We start from the raw sequence: 20,470 nt of genomic DNA, 5'->3' as shown, positions 1-20,470 counted from the left end.
CGAGGCCTGATTGTCAGCGCCCGCCGAGGATCACCCCCACCGTCGAAGCCCTGGGGGCTTGCCGGGCCTTCGCCGCCGCGTGATTCGCCTGGCTGGTCTTGACGATGGCAGTGAAGAACTCGTCCTCGCTCATTGCCTCCTCCTGTGGGCTCAGTGGAGCCGTGCCGGCGACTGCGGCCGCGATGGCGTCGTTGTCGAGCCTGAGGCGCAGCAGCTCCACGAACTCGGCGGGTGAGTCAGCCGAGGCGCGCAGCTTCGCCCACAGGGCTTGGCGTTCGGGTTCCTGTCGTTCGACCTGAAGGCGCAGGTCGTCGGGGAGGTCACTCCAGTAGGGCGTCACGTCAACGCCTCCGGCGTCCTGGACTTACAGGATCCCATTGCCGCGGAGCTGCTCAACGCCGTCGAACTGGGCGACGGGCCCGTCATCTACAGCGGAGCGCCACAACTCAACAGTTCAGCCGCCCCGCAGCACCGTGCTGAGCAACGACAGGTTGATCATCACAATCACACTGGCGCACAGCCAGCCTGCTGCCTGAAGCCATAGCGGTGCTCTGAGCGCGCCCATCAGACCGCGCCGCCCGCAGAACCAGACCAACGGGATCACCGCGAATGGCAACTGCAGCGACAGCACCACCTGGCTCAGCACCAGCAGATTCGTGGTGGCCCGTTCCCCGAACAGGATCACCGTGGCCATCGCCGGAATCAGGGCGAGACCGCGGGTCAACAGCCGCCGCTTCCAGTCCGGCAGACGGATCTGAAGGAACCCCTCCATCACGATCTGGCCGGCCATCGTGGCGGTGAGCGTCGAACTCTGGCCCGCCGCCAGCAGGGCCACGCCGAACAGCACGCTCGCTAGCGAGGTGCCCAACATCGGCGTCAGCAACCGGTAGGCCTCGCTCAGGTCCGTCACCGGCTGCGGCAGTCGTCCGTAGAAGCTACCGGCGGCCAGCACCAGGATCGAGACATTGATCAGAAAGGCCAGGCTGAGGGCGATCAGGGTGTCCCAGGTGCTGAAGGCCAGCGCCCTGCGCTGCGTCCCGCGGCCGCCGGCCCAGAGGCGGGTCTGCACCAGTGAGGAATGCAGATAGAGGTTGTGGGGCATCACAGTGGCCCCGAGAATGCCGGCGGCCAGAAACAACTGCTGGCCGTCCCTGAGGCTGGCGGCCTGGGGAAGAAAGCCCAGGCCCACCTGGCTCCAATTGGGCTGCAGCAAGAACATCTCCACCGCGAAACAACCGCCCACAAGGGCCACAAGGGCAATTACCAGGGCCTCCAGTCGGCGGATCCCGAAGCGCTGCAGGGCCAGTAGCAACAGGGTGTCGGCGGCCGTGAGGCCCACCCCCCAGGGCAAAGGAAGACCGAAAAGCAGCTGCAGGGCAATGGCGCTGCCCACCAGCTCGGCCAGGTCACAGGCAATGATCGCCACCTCGGCCAGCAGCCAGAGGGGAATCCGGCAGAACCTCGGCAGGAGCTGGCTGCAGGCCTGGGCCAGATCCAACCGCGTCGCGATGCCTAGCCGGCAGCAGAGCGACTGGAGCACCATCGCCATCAGGCTGGAGAGCCCGATCACCCACAGCAGGCGGTACCCGAACTGGGACCCGGCCGCCAGATCGGTGGCCCAGTTGCCCGGATCCATGTAGCCGACGGCCACCAGGTACCCGGGACCGAGCACCCGCAGAAACGTGCGCAACGTGCCCAGGCCGGCAGGCACCTCCACGGCCTGAGTGTCGATGCGAGAGGCGGTGCCGAGCGGTGCAGTAGGCATGAAGCGATGCCAGCGGAGCTGGAGGTTAGGGCGAGGATGGCGTTGGTCCCTTATCGGAGAATGGCTGGCCTGGCAGGGTGATTGCCTGTTCAGAAGTCACGCGGACCCGTGTAGCCACTGAGATCGGCGAGGGTATCCAGCGGCTTGACGCCCGAATCCATAACGCCCTTGATCTGCCAGCTGGGATAGCCCTGAACCCCCTGCTGCTTGCACAGCTGCGCCTGGCTGTTTGCGCCGTCTTCGGCACATTCGATCACCTGGAGCTTGGCCGCGGCCTCCTTGCCGAAGGCCTCCTTCTGGTCATGGCAGTGGGGGCACCAGTACGCCGTGAACACCCGGGCACCGACGCTGCTCAGATGCTCTGCCAGGGCAATCTTGGCCGGCGAACTGGCGCTGACCACAGCGGGAGCCGCCCGTCCGCTTGCGGCGACAGGCTGGTCCGCCGAGGCTGCCCAGCCCAGCCCCATCAGACCGACAAGGAGGGCTGTCATCACTCCGCGAAAGATCAGCTGGCCGAGGTCGATCCAGCGACCTCCAACAAGGCTCAACAGGAACAGCGCCAGGCTGAGGGCGGCTGACACCACACAGAAGGTGCAGAAGGCCTTGATCTCGAAGACCAGGAGCCCCATGAGCACCAGGCTGAAGACGGCCATGCCGCAGCTGACGAGGAACAGAGCCCACCAGTTGCCCTCCGAGGCAGGGGCCCGCCGACCCCCTCGCAGCAACGGCATCAGGGCCAGTAGGAGCACCGTGCCGTAGGCCAGGAATCCAAACAGAGATAGTGGCTGGCCCAGCAGCGTGCCCCAGGCGCTGCCGAGCACCTTGTCGCAGCCATCGCTACCGCCCGGACAGGACAGGCTGCCGATCCAACCCCAACGCTTGGCGGTGATCGAGCCGGTATCGATCATGCCGATCGTGGCGAGCACGGCCATGGTGAGGCGCACCCAGGGCCGGCCTGGCTCCTGGGCGGCCCGACGACTGGACAGGAGCTTGGATGGTGTAGCGCTGCTCACAGACTGAGAGAAGGGTGGAGATGCGGTCATTGAAAAGCCTGAAGTGGCTTCAGGGTCAAGGGCCTAGCGTTGCGCCAGGGAGGCTTGTCCGCCCGACATGCCTACCCAAGGGGATGAATCCATGCAGATCGGCGAGTTGGCACGGTCCACCGGGGTCAAGATCGAAACCATCCGCTATTACGAACGCGAGCACTTGCTGACGCCGCCGCAACGCACGGATGGCAACTACCGCCTCTATTCGCCGCGGCATGTGGAGCAGTTGCGCTTCATCCGCTACTGCCGCAGCCTTGGCATGAGCCTGGAGGAGGTGCGCCTCCTCATCGAGGCGCGGGACGCCCCAGCCGGAAGCTGTCTGACGGTGAATGCCCTGCTGGACGAGAAGATCGCCGAGGTCGATGCCCGCGTGAATGAATTGCATAAACTCCAGGATCAGCTACGGCGGCTCAGAGGGCTCTGCCGGCAACCAGATCAGGAGGAGATCTGCGGTATTCTCGCCGAGCTGAATCGCTGCACCGAAAGCAGAAAGCCAGTCGTCTGAAAACCCGCAGTGGTTGATCAGAAGACTGGCAGAACTCACAAATCTGGCGATGTCAGTTCATGACGATCTTGGACTACCTACAGCAGCAACATCCCCCCGTGGAAGGTGTGCCACCTCCCGGTTGTTGTGCGACAACCGGGAGAGCTTTATTGGAATCGCGATTCCGCTCGGTACTTGTTGGCCTGGAGGATTCAATCGCCTTGGCAGGAGCGGCCATCGAACCGAAGGTGATCCCAGCAAAAAGCAAAAAAGCTAGAGGAGTGATTTTCATCGCACAGTCATTAAAGGACAACCTCACCATACACTCTCCATCTAGGGGGAGAGTCAAGACCTGTGAGATCCAGGGCTGCTTAGCCGCGAAGGGTCAGGAGATTGGGCCTGCGGAGCAGCCGCAGGCCATTGGCGATCACGATCAGGCTGGTGCCCATGTCCGCGAAGACCGCCATCCACATCGTGGCATTTCCGGCCACGGTGAGCACAAGGAAAAGGGCCTTGATTCCCAGTGCCAGCGCGATGTTCTGGCGCAGGATGGTGAAGGTGCGGCGAGAGAGGGCGATCGTTTCCGGTACGCGCATCAGATCGTCGTTCATGATCACCACATCGGCCGCTTCGATGGCGATGTGGGTGCCCGCGGCCCCCATCGCGAAACCGATGTCCGCCTGGGCCAGAGCCGGCGCATCGTTGATGCCATCGCCGGCCATGGCCGCGAATCCATAGCGGGCCTGCAGATCGGCCACCGCCTCGAGCTTCTCCTGCGGCAGCAGGTTGCTCTTCACCTGCTCGATGCCGGCCAGGGCCGCAATCGCACTGGCGGTAGCTGCGTTGTCACCCGTGAGCATCACCGGGGTGACGCCCAGGGCTCGCAGGGCTTCCATGGCCGCCGCCGAGCTGGGCCGAACGGTGTCGGCGACGGCGATCAGGGCGAGCACGCCGCTGTCATCCGCCAGCAGGCTGAGCGAGCGGCCCTGGCGCTCGTGGACCTGCATCGATGCTTCCAGTTCACTGGAGCAAAGCCCAAGCTCCTCGATCCAGCGGTGGTTGGCCAGCATCAACGGCCGCCCCGCGACCACGCCGCGCACCCCCCTTCCGGGGAGGGCCTCAAAGGCCTCCACGGCCAGCCGCTCGCCATCAAGGCCTGTGGCCACCGCCCGCGAGACCGGATGGTCGGAGCGCTCCGCCAAGCTGCTGGCCCACTGTTTGAGCGCGTCAGCGTCTGCTCCTTCTTGCTGTGGAGAGAACGCCACCAGCTTGGGCTTGCCCAGGGTGATCGTGCCGGTCTTGTCGAGGGCCAGCGCCTTGATCTTGCGGGCCTCTTCGATGTAGAGGCCGCCTTTGATGATGATGCCGCGACGGGCGGCGGTGGCCAGGCCGCTCACCACCGTGACCGGGGTGGCGATCACCAGCGCGCAGGGGCAGGCGATCACCAACAGCACCAGGGCCTTGTAGATCGCCTGCATGGGTGTGAACCCCAGCACGGGCGGCGCCAGCAGGGCAATGGCCAGGGCGACCACGAACACCGCCGGGGTGTAGCGGGCCGCAAAGCGATCCACGAAGCGCTGGATCGGGGCACGGGAGGCCTGGGCTTCCTCCACGGCCTGGATGATGCGCGCCAGGGTGCTGAGCGAGGCAGGTGCCGTCACCAGGATCTCCAGGGCGCCGCCCTGGTTGATCGTGCCCGCAAACACTTCATCACCAGGGCCTTTGTCGACCGGCAGGCTTTCGCCGGTGATCGGGGCCTGGTCGATCGCACTCTCGCCGCTGAGCACCGTGCCATCAAGCGGCAGCCGTTCACCTGGGCGGACACGCACCACATCTCCGATGGCCACGGCAATGGCGGCCACGCGTTGCCAACGGCCATCGCTCTGGCGGATCTCCGCCTCATCGGGAGCCAGGGCCATCAGGCTGGTGATCGCCTGGCGGGCCCGCTCCACGGCCCGCGCTTCGATCGCCTCAGCCACGGCATAGAGCGCCATCACCATGGCGGCCTCCGGGAAGCGGCCGATCAGGAAGGCGCCCGTGACCGCCACGCTCATCAGCGCATTGATGTTGAGCCGGCCCTGGCGCAGGGCGGCCAGGCCCTTGCGAAACACGGAGAAGCCTGCCAGGGCGATCGCGGTGATGGCGATCCCGATCTCCACCAGCTCATCGCCCGGGTAGGCGGGAACGACCAGATGCAGCAGCTCCGCCGTGAGCGCCAGTGCCAGGGAGCCCGCCAGGCGGAGCCGTTCAAGGCGCCGTTCGGCGCGGGTCTGGGCGGCAGAAGGCCGGTGATCGGAGCTGATCGGCTCCGGGTTGAATCCCAGCCGGCGGATCGCGGCAAGGGCGGAGTTGAGCGCTGCTGCTTCGGCATCGATCGCCAGAACGCGCTCGGCCAGCAGGAACCTCAGGCCGTGGATGCCGTCGACACCTGCGAGGGCATGGCGGATCTCGGTTTCTTCGGTGGCGCAATCCATGGCGCTGATCCGAAACCGCGCTTCTCTGGCGCATGCCAGCTCCGGCTGCGGCTCCATGGTGGCTCCGGCCTTCTGCCCGCTGGTTCCGCTGTTGCAGCAATGTTCCGCCATGGTCAGGTCATCCAGGCCCCATCAAACAGCCTGTAGTCACTCCAGGGTCAAGGGTGGGTTGGGGCTGTGTGTCCGCGGGCTGTTGATCAACGCAGCTGGGGACACTCCTGATCCCGCAACGGCTGCATCAGCCCATCGGCTTGCCGGGCCAGCTTGGCTCCAGCCGCCGTGTAGAACCTGAACTGCTGGATGTTGACGTAGAGAACCCGCCGGCTGCGCAGCAGCTGTTCTTCCGCCTTGTGGCGGCACTCAATCAGGGCCTGGTAGTCGATGGTCTGCTCGTTGCGGTCGTTGGCATTGGCCCCATCGGCCTGCTGGCTGAGGACCGGGCAGATCCGTTCGCGGGTGGTGCGAACCAGGGCGATTTCGGCCTTCATGGCCTGCTCGGCCAGGGCATGGCGTTGCTCCAGCAGGTTCCGGCACGCCTCCACTTCAGCCGCCATCACCGGAGCTGTCAGCCAGCAGCAGGCCAGCGAGAGGGTCAGGACGTGGCGCATTCACGGATCAATTCGAGTCCTGTGTCTTTGGCGGCTACGGGCGTGATCATCTTGAGCTGAGTCAGACCATCCACTAGTCGATCTGCAGTACCCCCATCAGCCCCAGATCCTCGTGGTCGAGGTTGTGGCAGTGATAGACGGTGCGGCCCGTGAAATCTCTGAACGTGACGCGGATCCGCACCTCCTCGCCCGCCTTCACCAGCACGGTGTCCTTCCAGCGGCGCTGGGCTTCGGGGCGGCCGGCGCGGCTGATCACCTGGAAGGGATTGACGTGCAAGTGGAAGGGGTGATCCATCACGTCGTCATTGACGATCAGCCAGTCTTCCGTGCTCCCGAGGGCAACCCGAGTGTCGATGCGATCGGGATCGAAGGCCTGGCCATTGATCTGAAATCCCATGCCCATGCCGCCCATGGCCATGCCGCCACCGCCCATGGCGCCCATGTCGTGCTTCATCCCACCCATGCCCGTTCCCATGGCATGGGCCATGACGAAACGGCGGGTGCGCTCCGGCTTCGGCAGGGCCGGCACGGGAATCAGGGTTGTTGGGAGTGGCAGCGTCGCCACTGATCCGGCGTAGCGAAAGGTGGCCAGTGTCCTGGGGTCTTCCTCGGCGGCGGTCATGCCCATGTGGCCGCTGCGCTGGTAGGGCAGGTTGAGTAGCCGGTAGGTCCCGGGGGTCTGGTCCCCCTGCACCAGCACATCGGCCCGCTCGCCGGGGGCCAGCAGCAGTTCCTCTAGGGACTCAGGCGTGGCGATGGCGCCGCCATCGGTGGCGATCAGCACCATCCGGTGGCCCTCGAGGGCGAGGCGGTAGATGCGGGCATTGGAGGCATTGAGCAGGCGGAGCCGCAGCAGGCCGCCGCTGGGGATAGCCAGGCCGGGATTGAGCTCCCCGTTCACCGTCAGCAGGGGGCCTTCCCGGCCGAGCATGCGCCCGATACCCATGGCGGCTTCCTGGCCGGAGGCACTGGCGAAATCCTTCAGCACCAGTACGGTTTCGCTGGCGGCCGCCACTTCAGGAATCCTGTCCAGATCGCCGCGTACCACCAGGGCGCTGCTGAGGCCGCCGAACACCTGATCGGCCGAGAGGCCGTGCTGGTGGGGGTGGACGTAGAAGAGGCCGGCCGGGTGGTCTTTGGCGAGCGTGAACTCATAGGAAAAGGAGCCACCGGGCGGCACGCTCAGGAAGACGTTGTCGGCCGTGCCGGTGGGGGGATGTGGAGCCCGTGGAAGTGGAGATTGGTGGGTTGCTTGAGTTCATTGCGCAGTCGCAGGCGCACCCGATCGCCGGCGTTCACCTCCAGCAGCGGACCGGGTGAGCGGCCGTTGTAGGTGAGCAGCTCGGCGGGGCCACCCGGAAGGCTTCCCCGCGTGGCCTGGGCCACCAGCTCCAGATCGGCCACGCCGCCGCGGGAGCCCAGCCGCGCCGCACCGGCCGGCTGGGCCCGGGCGGCGGAGCGCTGCACCCGGTCCCAAAGAATCGGCCCGACCACGGCCGTGCCGAGGCCGGCGAGCCCCAGGCCGAGCACCTGCCGTCGCCGAAGGGGAGTGGTCATGGTTGGGTCCTTACTTGGCGTGCTGGGAGAAGCTGCTGATGGCTCCGGTCCGTGTGAAGGCCATCACCGTGAACGCCTCCTTGCCGTAGGCCGATTCCATGCCAGGGGAGCCCAGGGGCATCCCCGGAAGGGCGAGGCCCGCCACCTGCGGCCGTTTCTGCAGCAGCCGTTTCACATCGGCGGCAGGGACGTGACCCTCAAGGGCAAATCCAGCCACTTCGGCGGTGTGGCACGAGGCCAGGCGGGCGGGGACCCCCAGGCGCCGCTTGACGACGCCGACATCGGCCACCACGACATCGCGCACTGCGAAGCCATTGGCGCGCATGTGCTGCACCCAGCCCTTGCAGCACCCGCAGCTGGCGGATCGATAGGAGGTGACCGGCATCAGGGCTGGAGCACTGGCGCGTGCCGCGAGCGACCCGCCCCCCGAGACAACGGCAGCAACAGCGCCGACCCCCAGCAGCAGCCCAAAGAACCGCGAATGACCGCGGAAAGATGTCGAGTCCATGGCCTGCGATGCGGGAATGTCTCAACCGTAGTGCCTCCACTCAGGTGGAGAGTCAAGCCCGTGATGACCGGCATCGACCGGCGCAGATTTGCTGCGCCCTTGGCCCTTGACTCTCCTGTCAAGGGGAGACCATACCGTTGGGAGGTCTCACCTTGCCGCCATGTACCCATTCCGCTTCACCGCCACCCTGATCGGTCTGGCCTCTGCCCTCTCCGTTGCGGCTCCTGCCCTGGCCCAGATGCCCGGTGGCATGAATCACGAAGGGCACCAGGGCATGCCAGGGATGATGAACATGCCTGGGATGTCTGCTCCGGCCGGATCCGCCCCGGCCCATGCCGCCCACGCCCACGACGTGGGCCCGGCCGGTGCCACCTACGACCTGCGCTTCATCGACGGCATGGTGCAGCACCACACCGGCGCCCTTCGGATGAGCGAATTCGTCTTCAACATCGGCCAGCCCGGCGTGGGAGCGCTCGGCAAAACGATCTGGCGCGACCAGGCCAACGAGATCCGGGCCATGGGCCTCTGGCGCAAGGCCTGGTACCCCCAGGCGCCCGTTTACCCGGTGGCCCTGGCGAGCGGCGGTGATCCGAACAGCCTCTCCGGCCTCACGCGCATGAGCCAGGCCCAGATCGATGGCATGCGAATGATGGGCGAGCTCCCCACCAAGGAGAACAGGGTGGTGTGGTTCCTCGAGGGCATGCTTGAGCACCACGCCGGGGCACTGATGATGGCCCACGACGCCCTGGCCAAGAGCACAAACACCACAATCCGGCGCTTTGCTCGCGGCGTGATCGTGGCCCAGCGCGCCGAGATCATCGAACTGCGCAGGATGCTGGCGGTGGAGGGATTGCGCAAGCCGGAGTACTTCAAGTACGACGCGCTGTTCCGTCTTTAAGCGAAAACCTGTTTAGACCACCTTTAGCAAGCCCCATGGATCTGGAGCAGCCAGGATGAACCCGACGACAGTCAGCCCGAACCCTGGCCATTCCCACGGGAAGCCCGGAAGCCACGGCCCGCCACCCACCGGCGTCGGCAAAAAGGGCATGGCCAAGGATCCCATCTGCGGCATGGTGGTTCCCAAGGCCACAGCCCTCAGCACCCAGCGCGGCGGCCGCGACTACTACTTCTGCAGCCAGACCTGCCTGCAGACCTTCCAGAATCCCGACCGCGAACTGCGCGTCATGCGCCGTCGCGTGGGCTTCGTGATCGGCGGGGTGCTGGCCCTGGCCCTGTTGCGTGCCGGGGCCTTCATCGCCCTGGCCGCTGGGGTGAGTCTGGTGTCCTGGGCGCCTGTGTCCTTCCTGCCCTGGATGAGCTGGGGGAAATGGCTGTTCGCGCTCGCCACCCCCGTGCAGTTCATCGGTGGCTGGTCGTTCTACACCGGCGCCTGGGCTGCTCTCAAACGCCGCGCCCTCAACATGGATGTGCTGATCGCCCTGGGCACCTCCGTCGCCTACTTCTACAGCGTGGTGGTGGTCTTTGCGCCCACCTGGCTGCCGGTTGGCGTCAGTGAACGGGACGTCTACTTCGAAGTCTCGGCGGTGGTGATCGCCTTCGTGCTGATGGGCAAATACATGGAGGAGATCATCAAGAAACGCTCCTCAGCCGCCGTGCGTAAGTTGCTCGATCTCCAGCCCGCCACGGCCACGGTGATTCGCGACGGCATGGAGATGACCGTGCCGGCTGATGCTATCGACACAGGCGAGACGGTGCTGGTGCGACCGGGCGAGAAGATCCCCGCCGATGGGGTGGTGCTGGATGGCAGCTCCTCGGTGGACGAATCCTTGCTCACCGGTGAATCCCTGCCGGTGGCCAAACAGGCCGGCGCCGAACTGATCGGTGGCACCGTGAATGGGTCGGGGCTGCTCCGTTTTCAGGCCAGCCGGGTGGGATCCGACACCTCGCTGGCCCAGATCGTGCGCATTGTGGAAGAGGCCCAGGCCAGCACCGCCAGCGTGCAACGCCTGGCCGATCAGGTCACGGGCTGGTTCGTTCCGGCCGCGGTGCTGATCGCGATCGCTGCCTTCGCCCTCTGGACACTGGCGGGGCAGTTCAGCAGTGGTTTGCTGGCCTTCATCGCCGTGCTCGTGATCTCCTGCCCCTGCGCCCTGGGCATCGCCACCCCAGCGGCCCTGATGGTGGGGGTGGGCAAGGGCGCCGAACTTGGCATCCTGATCCGCAGCGGCGAGGTGCTGGAGCGGGTGGAGAAGCTCACCACCGTGATCTTCGACAAGACCGGCACCCTCACCCTGGGCAAGCCGATGCTCACCGATCTGGAGCCCCTGGCGAGCCTTTCGGAGCAGGAGGTGCTTCAGCTCGCAGGTTCCCTGGAGCATGGCTCCGAACATCCCCTGGCGGCGGCGATCGCCGAGGCCGTTGCATCACGTCATCTGGAGCTGTTGTCGCTGGAGCAGTTCGAGGCCCAGGTGGGTGAGGGCATCACGGCCAGAGAGGGCGGCAGCGTCGTCTGGCTCGGCAGCCGTTCCCTGGCAAGCCGCTTCCTGTCCCGGCTTCCCGAGCCAGTGGAGGGCCAGCTCGCTGGGCTCGAGGCCCAGGGGAAAACGGCCATGCTGCTGGGGCGCGCCGATCAGATCCTGGGGGTGATCGCCGTGGCCGATACGGTGCGGCCCGAGGCCGAGCAGGCCGTGGCCCTGCTGCTGCGCCGTGGCGTGCGGGTGATCATGCTCAGCGGCGACAACCGCACCACCGCAGAAGCGATTGCCGCCCAGGTGGGGATCACCGAGGTGATCGCAGAGGTGCGGCCTGCTGATAAGGCCGGAACGATCAAGTCCCTGCAGTTGGATGGGCAGAACGTGGCCATGGTGGGCGATGGCGTCAATGACGCCCCAGCCCTGGCCACCGCCAACATCGGCATCGCCATCGGCTCCGGTTCGGATGTGGCCAAGGAAGCCGGTGACATCATCTTGATGGGCAACGACGTGCGGCTGGTCGTGACCGCCATCGGCCTGTCGCGGGCCACCATGCGCAAGATCCGCCAGAACCTCTTCTGGGCCTTCATCTACAACGGGATCGGCATCCCGATTGCTGCCCTCGGATGGCTCAACCCGATGATCGCCGGTGCGGCAATGGCCCTGAGTTCGCTGTCGGTGATCGTAAATTCCTCCTTGCTGCGTCGCTTCCGGGCCGCTTGATCAAGCTGACGGTGGTGCCGACTTCCGTCCACTTCGACTGCCCAAAAACAAACCAATCCCTGAGCCGGCAATGAACAGGGTGAGCACGCCGAGGACAGTGGAGTAATAGGGCTGAAGATTGATGACCCCGAAGTTGCCCGTATGCAGCTTGATTAACCAGAAGGCTTCAATGTCCCGGGCCGAAAGAGCGCCATAGAGCGAACCGGACAGGGCCGTCACCAGCAGAGGTAAGGCGGCCATTGGCACCAGGGTGCGGTGCAGCCGTCGCAACTGGTGTGGTCGGTTCATTCGTTCTGTAGCGCCTTGTGCAACTGCTGTTCATTGGCACAGGGCATCCACAGGGAGCCCATCGCGAAAACACCCTTGCACTTGAGCTCGTCAGCACGCTTTTCGGCTTCCTGCTTGGTCTTGAACATGCCCTTCATGTGGGCCTCAGCCGGTGCGGTGGTGAGAAGTGGGGAGGTGGCTGCCGCTGCCAGGGCAGCCAGCAGGGCCCAGCGTTGGTAGGACAGCAGGCGGCTGGTGTGGGGCTGGTTCATCGGGTGGTGGCGGCGTGGGTCAAAGGTCAAAGAAGTAGAGCGGAACGATGGAGTCACTTCTCCTTGGAGACCGCCTTTTGATAGGCCTCAAAGTTCTGACAGGGCATCCAGTCTTTGCCCATCGCAAAGACACCGGTGCACTTCAGCTCCTTGGCACGCTTTTCCGCAGCGGCCTTGCTCGGGAACATGTCGTAGTCCTGAGCGCTGGCGGCTGTGGGCGCGAGCACAACGCCTGTCAGGAGCAGAGCAGCAAAGACAAGGCGGTTCATGGGAAGCCAGAGACAAAGCCGGTAAACAGCTTAGAGTCTCCCCACCAGTGGAGAGTCAAGCCCATGACGGTCATCAGCCTCGCAGCAGGAATGAAGATCGGCGTGCTGGCCTCGCGCAGCGGCCTGCCGGTCAAGACCCTGCGGTACTACGAGGACCTGGGCCTGCTACCGGCGATCGGCCGCAGCGAAGGCGGCTACCGCCTCTTCTCTGATGAAAGTCTCCGGCGCCTGGAGTTCATCCGCCGCCTCAAGACCCTTGGTCTCAGTCTGGAGGAGATCCAGGGTTGCCTGGCGGTGCACGATGCCGGTGAGCTGCCCTGCGGCGACATCGAGATCCAGCTGGGGCGCCAGATCGAGCGTATTGATGGCCAGATCAAAGAGCTGCGGCAACTCAGAAAGGAACTGCAGGACCTGCTGGCTGGCTGGCAGAGCGATCCCGCCAAGGACGACGCTGTGATCTGCCCCAATCTGCATGTGTGACGGCTACCAGGTGAAGCAATGACCCGGAGTTGCGTCCAGCGTCCTGCTGCCTACCCATGCTGATGACAGGCAGACGCCATGGAGCAACGCTGATGATCCTGCACCGACTCGCCACGACAGCAGGACTTGGGGCGCTCGTCCTATGGCTGGGAGCTCCTGCTCTGTCTCAGGCTCCCCAGGTGGCGGCCCCTTCAGGCGGCATGGGAGCGGGTCAAATGGGTCCGGCGCGGATGGGCTCGCACTCGATGGATCAGCACTTCATTGTGATGATGATTCCTCACCATGACGGGGCGATCGCCATGGCCGACCTGGCCCTCACGCGAGCGAAGCGGCCTGAGATCAAAGAGCTGGCCAAGAGCATCAAAGCCAGTCAGACGAGTGAAAACACACAGATGCGGACCTGGTACCGACAGTGGTTCGGCGGCGACGTTCCCGCCATGACGGGTGGTGGAGCCATGGGCATGGGGGGGATGGGTGGCGGCATGGGACCTGGCATGGGCATGGGCTGCTGCAGCGGAATGGGAATGATGGGCACCAGCCTGGCCGCCCTGAAGAACTCCGCCGACTTCGATCGGGCCTTCATCGAGCAGATGATTCCCCACCACCGCATGGGCGTGATGATGGCCTCGATGGCCCAGAACAACAGCCAGCATCCGCAGCTGAAGGCGATGCAGCAGGCCATGGTCAAGGCCCAGAGCCAGGAGATCGAGCAGATGACGCAGTGGTATCGAAGCTGGTACGGAACGAGCTGATGTCGGCTATGGATCCGTTCTTCATTCGCGACACGCCGAAATCCTTTGAGGACGCCAGTAGCGCCCTCCAGGAGGCGGTGGTGAACCAGGGCTTCGGCGTGCTGGCCGTCCATGATCTGGGCAACACTCTGCGCAGCAAGGGCCTGCCGTTCCCGGAGCAGTGCCGCATCTTTGAGGTGTGCAACTCCCAGCAGGCCGCCAAGGTGCTCAGCACCACGATGGCGTTCGACATGGCTCTGCCCTACCGGATCTCCTTCTACACCGAAGCCGGCCAGACCCGCCTCGGCATGATCCGCCACGAGGCGATTCTCGCTACTCCCTCAGATGACCCCTCCCTGAGTGAAGTAGCCCGAGCGGTGCGTCCGTGAAGCAATTCCCCGGCCTGATGGTGTTCCAACGAAGGCGTGTTGAGAGTGGAGATCATGCTGCGGTGAGCAGCGCAAGATGTGGCAGGCCGAGCAGGGTGTGGCCCCTGCGTCAGTCTCTGATGTAGTGCTGAACAGTCAGAGGCTGTGCCTGGGCCTGCAACTCCTCTGACATGGGCAGCAGCCAGGTCCCTGGGGGGTCCGAGTTCTCCCAGACCTGCTCGCGGTGTCGCTGGCGCCGCTGGGCGATGGAGGGCCGCTTGGCCTTGTAAGTGAGGTCCAGGTCGCTGCGGAAGGAGGCCAAGGGGCCGTGGGCGGCTTCCTTGGGATTCCGAGGCCTCGGGGCTCGGGGAAGTCAGCCCTGTGACTGGGGGCGTCCAGAGGCGAAGGCCTGAAACGGTCCGCGCCTGATCGCGGCCACAGGGTTGACGAAGAACCCCCTTCGTTTATTCTCATGAAAAGAGCCTTAATCCGTCTCAGGTATCACCCTCAGGTGGTACTTCTCGATCCGGCTCTATGACAAGGCGATCCAATCCTGTCATCCCGATTTTTTTCCCCGGTCCTCAGGCCAGGGCTGCCCCCGGATAGCCCCGCGGGGTGACCATGCGGCCGTCCTGGACCCGGGTGGAACGGTTCCCCACCAGCACCAGGGTCAGCATGTCCACCCGGTCCTCGGGCAGGGTGCCCAGGGTGTGGAGGCTGAGCGCCTCTTCGGCGCGCCCCAGCTGGCGGGCCAGCAGCACCGGCGTTGTGGCCGGCCGGCCTTCGCCCAGCAGTTCGATGGCCCGGCCCAGCTGCCAGGGCCTGCCGAGGGAGCGGGGGTTGTAGAGGGCCACGACGAAATCGCCGCTCGCGGCACCCTTCAGCCGCCGTTCGATCACCTCCCAGGGGGTGAGGCGGTCGCTGAGGCTGATGGTGCAGAAGTCGTGCATGAGCGGGGCTCCGGCCCGGGCGGCGGCCAGTTGCAGGGCCGAGAGCCCCGGGTGCACCGTGAAGGCCGGACGGTCGAGGACCGGCAGCTGCAGCCAGAGCTCCAGCGCCAGCCCCGCCATGCCGTAGATGCCGCTGTCCCCGGAGGAGATCAGGGCCACGTCGAGGCCCTGGCGGGCCAGGTCGAGGGCCTCGGCGCAGCGGGCCCGCTCCTCCGTCAGCCGGCCCTCGCGGCGCAGCTGGTCGGGGCGCCGCAGGGGTTCCAGCAGGTCGAGGTAGAGCCCGTAGCCCACCCACACCGTTGTTGCGGCCAGGGCCCGGCGGGCATCGCCGCTGAGCAGGTCGATCGGGCCCGGACCGCTGCCCACCAGATGCAGGCTGCCCCGCTGCGGGGCCCACTGGCGGGTCGCCAGGGCCACCGCCAGGGTGGCGGCCCCCCGCTCTCCACTGGCGGCGCGGCCGATCCGCTTCTCCAGCAGCAGGCGGGGCGCCGTCCCCGCCAGGTCGGTCAGCGGCCGGTCCGCCTCCGATGCCGCCTGCAGGGCGGCGGCTTCGGCCACGCTGGACGTGCCCATCTCCCGGGCCACGGCCTCCGAGGGATGGGGCACGGCGACCGCGGCCAGGGTGGGGGCGTCGTAGAGGCGCAGGGGCCAGCCGTGCTGCTCCGCCAGGGCCAGCAGGGCGGGTTCATCCCCCTTGCGATCGATGCTGGCCAGGCCGGCCACGGCCTCCGGGGCCAGTCCCTGCTGCGCCAGGCCTTCCGCCACCAGCCGCTCCAGCACCGGCAGGCTCGTGTCCCGCTCGCAGCCGATGCCCAGCCAGAGGCAGGGGGGATGCCAGCGGCAGCCCGCGCCGTTGCGGGGCCCGATCACCAGGGCCGCCTCGGCGTCGGTCTGGCTGCGGTCCCCGTGGCGGCTGTCGCCCTCACCGCTCTTGTTCTTGCCGGCACCGGCGGCCTCCAGCCCCTGCCACAGCGTCGTGCCCGCCTCCTGGCGCAGCACGGGGCGGCCACCGCCGGCCGCCTGCACCATCAGCCCCCTCCAGTCCCCGGCGCCGCGGCGCCAGCCCCAGGCCTGGCCGAAGGCATCCAGGGGCAGTCGGCCCAGGGCGGCGCCGGCACCGGTGAGCACGGCCTGGCCACCCACCAGGGCGGCGATCTCCTCGGCGAACCGCTCGCCCCCGGCGCCGTGGCCCCCCAGCAGGGGCACCACGAAGCGACCCCGCGGGTCCACCACCAGCACGGCGGGATCGCTCTGTTTGTCGCCGATCAGGGGGGCGATCAGCCGGGTCACCAGCCCACAGGCCCCAACGGCCACCACCGCGTCGGCCGTCCCCCAGTGCCGCGCCAGCCACGGGCCGGAGGCCTCCTCCTCCTCCCGCACCACGTGGAGCAGGCCGGCCTGGCGCAGCCGCTGCAGCATCGGGGTGGCCGTGGGACTGAAGCCGAGACCGATGTGTCGCCGCCGTGTCGGGTCGCTCAAGGGGCCACCTCCCCGTCGAGGGGGGCCTGCCCCTGGCTGCCTGCGGGGTCCTGGGGGCCGGCGTCCGCGTCGCCATCCACCGGGATGCCATCGGCTGCATCGCCGGCCGCCACCGGGCTCCCCTGCGGGGCCGGCTCCTCCGTCCGGTCGGGGATGTCCGGGTCGCTCTCCGGTCCTGCGGCGTCCGCCGCCCCGGCCGGCGCCGGCTCCGGCTCGGGCTCGGGCTCCACCACCTGGGGCTCCGCCATCTGCGGCTCCTCCGTCTCCTGCGGTGGTGTTGGCTCCGCGATTGCCGCGGTCTCCGGCGCGGGGGGCGCGTCGGATTCCGCCGCCAGCTCTGACTCCCCCGCAGGCTCGGGCTCCGGAGCCGGCGGCGGCGGGGCCTCACCCAGCAGGATCGCCAGCTCCGAAGGGGTCAGCCGCCCCTTCTGCCAGCGGGGCGTTTCGCCGCCCGGCTCCAGGACCACCTCACCCACCAGGCTGTTGAAGGGAGGGTTGAGGGGCTCGCCCAGGCCGTCGAGCAGGTCGAGCTGGACCGCGTTGCTGCCGGTGCGCCAGCCCTCCAGCCAGAGGGGCGTCTGGCGATCCACCAGGAAGCTGTCGCCGTTGATGCCGACCCGCAGCCGCCAGCTGGCATCGCCGCTGCGCAGGTTCTGCAGGGGGGCCTCCAGCAGCAGCCAGTCGAGCAGCAGCGGGGTGCTGGCCGCCGTTCCCCGGGGACTGACGGCGATCAGCTGGGGGCTGCCCGGGGCGGGCTGGCCGAGGGGATTGGCCGCCACCCTGTGCAGCCGGATCTGGCGCTGGGCCCCGGGGCTCTTCACCGCCTCACCCCAGGGCCTGGCGGCATAGACGGTTAAGCGATGGCTGCCGGGTTCCAGGGGCCGCATCGTGGTGGTGGTGGCCGTCAGCGGCAGGGGGGCATCCCCATCCAGCTGCGCCACCAGGTGGGGGCCGAGACCGAGGGGGCCCGCATCCACCAGGGGCCAGTCCTCCACCCGCAGCTGCAGGGTCCAGGGACCCGCCGGCAGCAGGGCGCCGTCGGCGGGGGAGACGATCTCCACCCGGGGGCGCCGCGCCTCGAGGGCCTCCTGCAGCTGCTGCACCGCCAGGGGTGGGGCCACCTCCTGCTGGCTGGAGCGTCCCATGGCCGGGCTGGCCGGGGCCGCGGCGGGTGACCGTCGGCCCGGCAGGGAGAAGGCGAGGGCGGCGGGCGGCGCCAGGGCGAGCACCAGCAGCAGGGCGGCCGCGATCAGGCCGGCTCGGCAGAAGTACCTACGGACCGCCCGTTCCGCGGCGCCACGCCCCACTTCCCTGTCGCCCACGCGCTCTCCGTCGTTCGTGGCGCCATTCTGCGTCGGGGGCCGGGGCGGGCTGATCGACTGTTGAAATCGCTGCAAAATGCAGCAAGGGATTATAGAAACCCCGTCGTTTTCTCGATTGTTACGTTGTTGACAACATGTCGCCAGACCTCAGTCGCAGCCTTGGAACCGCTGGGATTAAACCTTTGTAACTGGCGACCGAATCGCCTTGTTTTCGACCCCTATACTTCCGCCAGCGGTCCCCTTTCGGGGCCCAAAGCCCCAGTCGCTGCAAGGGATTTCTCCCCCACCGCGACTGGTGCCCATGGTCGGGGCTTCCCGGCCATGGGGCCCACCGATGGGGCCGGGACGGTCGCATGACCTGTCCCCGGCGTCCGTCGAAGGGGTGGACCTCCACCTCGACCCCGTCCCTCGAGGAACGTCTCGATGACCATCAGCCCACCAGAGCGTGGGAAAACGGCGAAGGACATGGTTGACCGGAACCCCGTTCCCGTCGACTTCGATGTTCTCGGCAAGCCCGGGCACTTCGATCGCACCCTCGCCAAAGGTCCCAAAACCACCACCTGGATTTGGAACCTCCACGCCAACGCTCACGATTTCGACAGCCACACGAGCGATCTTGAAGAGGTCTCCCGGAAGATCTTCAGCGCTCACTTCGGCCATCTGGCCGTCATCTTCATCTGGCTGAGCGGCGCCTTCTATCACGGAGCCCGCTTCTCCAACTACACCGGCTGGCTGGCCGACCCCCTGCACGTCAAACCCAGTGCCCAGGTGGTCTGGCCGATCTTCGGTCAGGAAATTCTCAATGGCGATGTGGGTGCCGGCTTCCACGGCATCCAGATCACCTCCGGCCTCTTCCATGTGTGGAGAGCCTGGGGATTCACCAACGAGTTCCAGCTCCTCTGCACCGCCATCGGTGCCCTGGTGATGGCCGGCCTGATGCTCAACGCCGGTGTCTTCCACTACCACAAGGCAGCGCCGAAGCTGGAGTGGTTCCAGAACGTTGAGTCCATGCTCAACCACCACCTCGCCGGTCTGCTCGGGCTCGGGTCCCTGTCCTGGACAGGTCACCTGCTGCACGTGTCCCTGCCCACCACCCAGTTGATGGATGCCATCGACGCCGGCAACCCGCTGGTGCTCAACGGCAAGACCATCGCGTCGGTGGCCGACATCCCGCTCCCCCACGAGTTCATCAACCAGGACGTGCTGGCCCAGCTCTTCCCTGGTTTCGGTGCGGGTATCTCCGCCTTCTTCACCGGCAACTGGGCCGCCTACAGCGATTTCCTCACCTTCAAAGGTGGTCTGAATCCTGTGACCGGCAGCCTCTGGATGACCGACATCGCCCATCACCATCTGGCGATTGCGGTGCTGTTCATCGTGGCTGGCCACATGTATCGCACCAATTGGGGCATCGGTCACAGCATCAAGGAGATTCTCGAGGGCCAGAAGGGTGATCCCCTGCTGTTCCCCGCGCCCAAAGGTCACGATGGGCTCTATGAGTTCCTGACCACCTCCTGGCACGCCCAGCTGGGTCTCAACCTGGCGCTGTTCGGTTCGCTCACGATCATCGTGGCGCACCACATGTATGCGATGCCTCCGTATCCCTACATCGGTATCGACTACCCGACCCAGCTGTCGCTGTTCACCCACCACATGTGGATCGGCGGCTTCCTGATCGTCGGAGCCGGTGCCCATGCGGCCATCGCACTCATCCGCGACTACGACCCGGCCAAGAACATCGACAACGTGCTGGATCGGGTGCTGAAAGCCCGTGACGCCCTGATCAGCCACCTGAACTGGGTGTGCATTTTCCTGGGCTTCCACAGCTTCGGCCTCTACATCCACAACGACACCATGAGTGCCCTGGGACGTCCCCAGGACATGTTCAGCGACACCGCGATCCAGCTGAAGCCCGTCTTCGCGCAATGGATCCAGGGCCTGCACGCCGCTGCCGCCGGCACCACCGCTCCCAATGCGCTGGCCGGTGTGAGTGAAGTGTTCAATGGCGCTGTCGTCGCCGTCGGCGGCAAGGTGGCCGCTGCGCCGATCCCCCTGGGAACGGCCGACTTCATGGTCCACCACATCCACGCCTTCACGATCCATGTCACCGTGCTGATCCTGCTGAAGGGTGTGCTCTACGCGCGCAGCTCCCGCCTCGTCCCCGACAAGGCGAACCTGGGCTTCCGCTTCCCCTGCGACGGCCCCGGCCGTGGCGGTACCTGTCAGGTGTCGGCCTGGGACCACGTGTTCCTCGGCCTGTTCTGGATGTACAACTCCCTGTCGATCGTCATTTTCCACTTCAGCTGGAAGATGCAGAGCGACGTGTGGGGCACCGTCAATGCTGACGGCAGCGTCCAGCACATCACCAACGGCAACTTCGCCCAAGGCGCCATCACCATCAATGGTTGGCTCCGGGACTTCCTGTGGGCCCAGGCCGCCCAGGTGCTGAACAGCTACGGCTCGTCCTCCAGCGCCTACGGTCTGATGTTCCTGGGTGCCCACTTCGTCTGGGCCTTCAGCCTCATGTTCCTCTTCAGCGGCCGCGGCTACTGGCAGGAACTGATCGAGTCCATCGTCTGGGCTCACAACAAGCTGAAGGTGGCTCCCGCCATCCAACCGCGGGCGCTCTCCATCACCCAAGGCCGTGCCGTCGGTGTCGCCCATTACCTGCTGGGCGGTATCGCGACCACCTGGGCCTTCTTCCTGTCCCGACTCATCGCGGTCGGCTGACCTCCACC

20 protein-coding genes are annotated in these 20,470 nt (G+C 66.6%); 7 read left to right on the top strand and 13 right to left on the bottom strand.

Translation table 11 applies throughout. The features are described 5' to 3' along the window. Positions 1-13: 13 nt before the first annotated feature. The 3 genes from KBZ08_RS09245 to KBZ08_RS09235 all read right to left on the bottom strand — a co-directional run bounded on the left by KBZ08_RS09245 (position 14) and on the right by KBZ08_RS09235 (position 2,808). On the bottom strand, positions 14-340 hold the full coding sequence (locus tag KBZ08_RS09245) for a hypothetical protein (RefSeq protein ID WP_254947904.1): 327 nt from the start codon (positions 338-340) through the stop codon (positions 14-16). 114 nt (positions 341-454) lie between these two features. Continuing rightward, positions 455-1,765: an Nramp family divalent metal transporter gene (locus KBZ08_RS09240; protein WP_254947903.1), complete on the bottom strand. Its 1,311-nt coding sequence runs from the start codon at positions 1,763-1,765 to the stop codon at positions 455-457. Positions 1,766-1,854: 89 nt separating this feature from the next. Next, positions 1,855-2,808 carry a vitamin K epoxide reductase family protein gene (locus tag KBZ08_RS09235; RefSeq protein ID WP_261351628.1) on the bottom strand — a complete coding sequence of 318 codons (954 nt, stop codon included), beginning with the start codon at positions 2,806-2,808 and terminating at the stop codon, positions 1,855-1,857. Between the two features lie 91 nt (positions 2,809-2,899). Between KBZ08_RS09235 and cadR the strand changes: the two genes are divergently transcribed. Beyond that, positions 2,900-3,316: a Cd(II)/Pb(II)-responsive transcriptional regulator gene (cadR, locus tag KBZ08_RS09230; protein ID WP_254947901.1), complete on the top strand. Its 417-nt coding sequence runs from the start codon at positions 2,900-2,902 to the stop codon at positions 3,314-3,316. A 350-nt stretch (positions 3,317-3,666) separates the two neighbouring features. Here the strand turns inward: cadR and KBZ08_RS09225 are convergent, their stop codons facing one another. From KBZ08_RS09225 to KBZ08_RS09205, 5 genes are all read right to left on the bottom strand, one after another. After that, positions 3,667-5,769: a cation-translocating P-type ATPase gene (locus KBZ08_RS09225; protein WP_254947900.1), complete on the bottom strand. Its 2,103-nt coding sequence runs from the start codon at positions 5,767-5,769 to the stop codon at positions 3,667-3,669. Between the two features lie 197 nt (positions 5,770-5,966). Then, on the bottom strand, positions 5,967-6,377 hold the full coding sequence (locus tag KBZ08_RS09220) for a hypothetical protein (protein WP_254947899.1): 411 nt from the start codon (positions 6,375-6,377) through the stop codon (positions 5,967-5,969). Between the two features lie 73 nt (positions 6,378-6,450). After that, a complete protein-coding gene (locus tag KBZ08_RS09215; RefSeq protein WP_254972496.1) occupies positions 6,451-7,557 on the bottom strand; it encodes a multicopper oxidase family protein in 1,107 nt (368 codons plus the stop codon). A 2-nt stretch (positions 7,558-7,559) separates the two neighbouring features. Next, on the bottom strand, positions 7,560-7,934 hold the full coding sequence (locus KBZ08_RS09210) for a multicopper oxidase domain-containing protein (protein ID WP_254972495.1): 375 nt from the start codon (positions 7,932-7,934) through the stop codon (positions 7,560-7,562). Between the two features lie 10 nt (positions 7,935-7,944). Then, on the bottom strand, positions 7,945-8,319 hold the full coding sequence (locus KBZ08_RS09205) for a DUF411 domain-containing protein (RefSeq protein ID WP_254947897.1): 375 nt from the start codon (positions 8,317-8,319) through the stop codon (positions 7,945-7,947). Positions 8,320-8,602: 283 nt separating this feature from the next. Between KBZ08_RS09205 and KBZ08_RS09200 the strand changes: the two genes are divergently transcribed. Together KBZ08_RS09200 and KBZ08_RS09195 are read left to right on the top strand one after the other, a co-directional pair. Then, positions 8,603-9,340 (top strand): DUF305 domain-containing protein, encoded by a 738-nt coding sequence (locus tag KBZ08_RS09200; RefSeq protein WP_254947896.1) that lies wholly within the window; start codon positions 8,603-8,605, stop codon positions 9,338-9,340. A 148-nt stretch (positions 9,341-9,488) separates the two neighbouring features. Beyond that, positions 9,489-11,597 carry a heavy metal translocating P-type ATPase gene (locus KBZ08_RS09195; protein ID WP_254972494.1) on the top strand — a complete coding sequence of 703 codons (2,109 nt, stop codon included), beginning with the start codon at positions 9,489-9,491 and terminating at the stop codon, positions 11,595-11,597. Here the strand turns inward: KBZ08_RS09195 and KBZ08_RS09190 are convergent, their stop codons facing one another. From KBZ08_RS09190 to KBZ08_RS09180, 3 genes are read right to left on the bottom strand one after another with little or no spacing between them, the layout of a single operon-like run. Next, the gene (locus KBZ08_RS09190) at positions 11,598-11,837 is read right to left on the bottom strand and encodes a hypothetical protein (protein ID WP_396122399.1); all 240 of its coding nucleotides are present in this window, start codon (positions 11,835-11,837) and stop codon (positions 11,598-11,600) included. A gap of 44 nt (positions 11,838-11,881) precedes the next feature. Continuing rightward, a complete protein-coding gene (locus KBZ08_RS09185) occupies positions 11,882-12,136 on the bottom strand; it encodes a DUF3721 domain-containing protein (protein WP_254947893.1) in 255 nt (84 codons plus the stop codon). 53 nt (positions 12,137-12,189) lie between these two features. Continuing rightward, complete coding sequence (locus KBZ08_RS09180; RefSeq protein ID WP_254947892.1) at positions 12,190-12,405, bottom strand: DUF3721 domain-containing protein; 216 nt, start codon at positions 12,403-12,405, stop codon at positions 12,190-12,192. 63 nt (positions 12,406-12,468) lie between these two features. Here KBZ08_RS09180 and KBZ08_RS09175 point away from each other — a divergent pair, with 63 nt between their 5' ends. From KBZ08_RS09175 to KBZ08_RS09165, 3 genes are all read left to right on the top strand, one after another. Beyond that, a complete protein-coding gene (locus tag KBZ08_RS09175; RefSeq protein WP_254947891.1) occupies positions 12,469-12,885 on the top strand; it encodes a heavy metal-responsive transcriptional regulator in 417 nt (138 codons plus the stop codon). 245 nt (positions 12,886-13,130) lie between these two features. Further along, complete coding sequence (locus tag KBZ08_RS09170; RefSeq protein ID WP_254947890.1) at positions 13,131-13,637, top strand: DUF305 domain-containing protein; 507 nt, start codon at positions 13,131-13,133, stop codon at positions 13,635-13,637. Between the two features lie 8 nt (positions 13,638-13,645). Further along, positions 13,646-14,005 carry a DUF302 domain-containing protein gene (locus KBZ08_RS09165; protein WP_254947889.1) on the top strand — a complete coding sequence of 120 codons (360 nt, stop codon included), beginning with the start codon at positions 13,646-13,648 and terminating at the stop codon, positions 14,003-14,005. 560 nt (positions 14,006-14,565) lie between these two features. On the opposite strand, the gene cobJ is transcribed toward KBZ08_RS09165, so the two are convergent. Further along, positions 14,566-16,353: a precorrin-3B C(17)-methyltransferase gene (gene cobJ / locus KBZ08_RS09160; protein ID WP_396122406.1), complete on the bottom strand. Its 1,788-nt coding sequence runs from the start codon at positions 16,351-16,353 to the stop codon at positions 14,566-14,568. Positions 16,354-16,409: 56 nt separating this feature from the next. Next, positions 16,410-17,735 carry a hypothetical protein gene (locus tag KBZ08_RS09155; protein ID WP_254972490.1) on the bottom strand — a complete coding sequence of 442 codons (1,326 nt, stop codon included), beginning with the start codon at positions 17,733-17,735 and terminating at the stop codon, positions 16,410-16,412. Between the two features lie 423 nt (positions 17,736-18,158). On the opposite strand from KBZ08_RS09155, the gene psaA reads away from it, so the two are divergent. Next, positions 18,159-20,462 carry a photosystem I core protein PsaA gene (psaA, locus tag KBZ08_RS09150; RefSeq protein ID WP_106221632.1) on the top strand — a complete coding sequence of 768 codons (2,304 nt, stop codon included), beginning with the start codon at positions 18,159-18,161 and terminating at the stop codon, positions 20,460-20,462. Positions 20,463-20,470 lie beyond the last annotated feature (8 nt).

This window comes from Cyanobium sp. Candia 9D4 (genome assembly GCF_024346155.1).
GTDB lineage: Bacteria > Cyanobacteriota > Cyanobacteriia > PCC-6307 > Cyanobiaceae > Cyanobium > Cyanobium minutissimum.
This window is presented reverse-complemented; position numbering and strand designations above follow the sequence as displayed.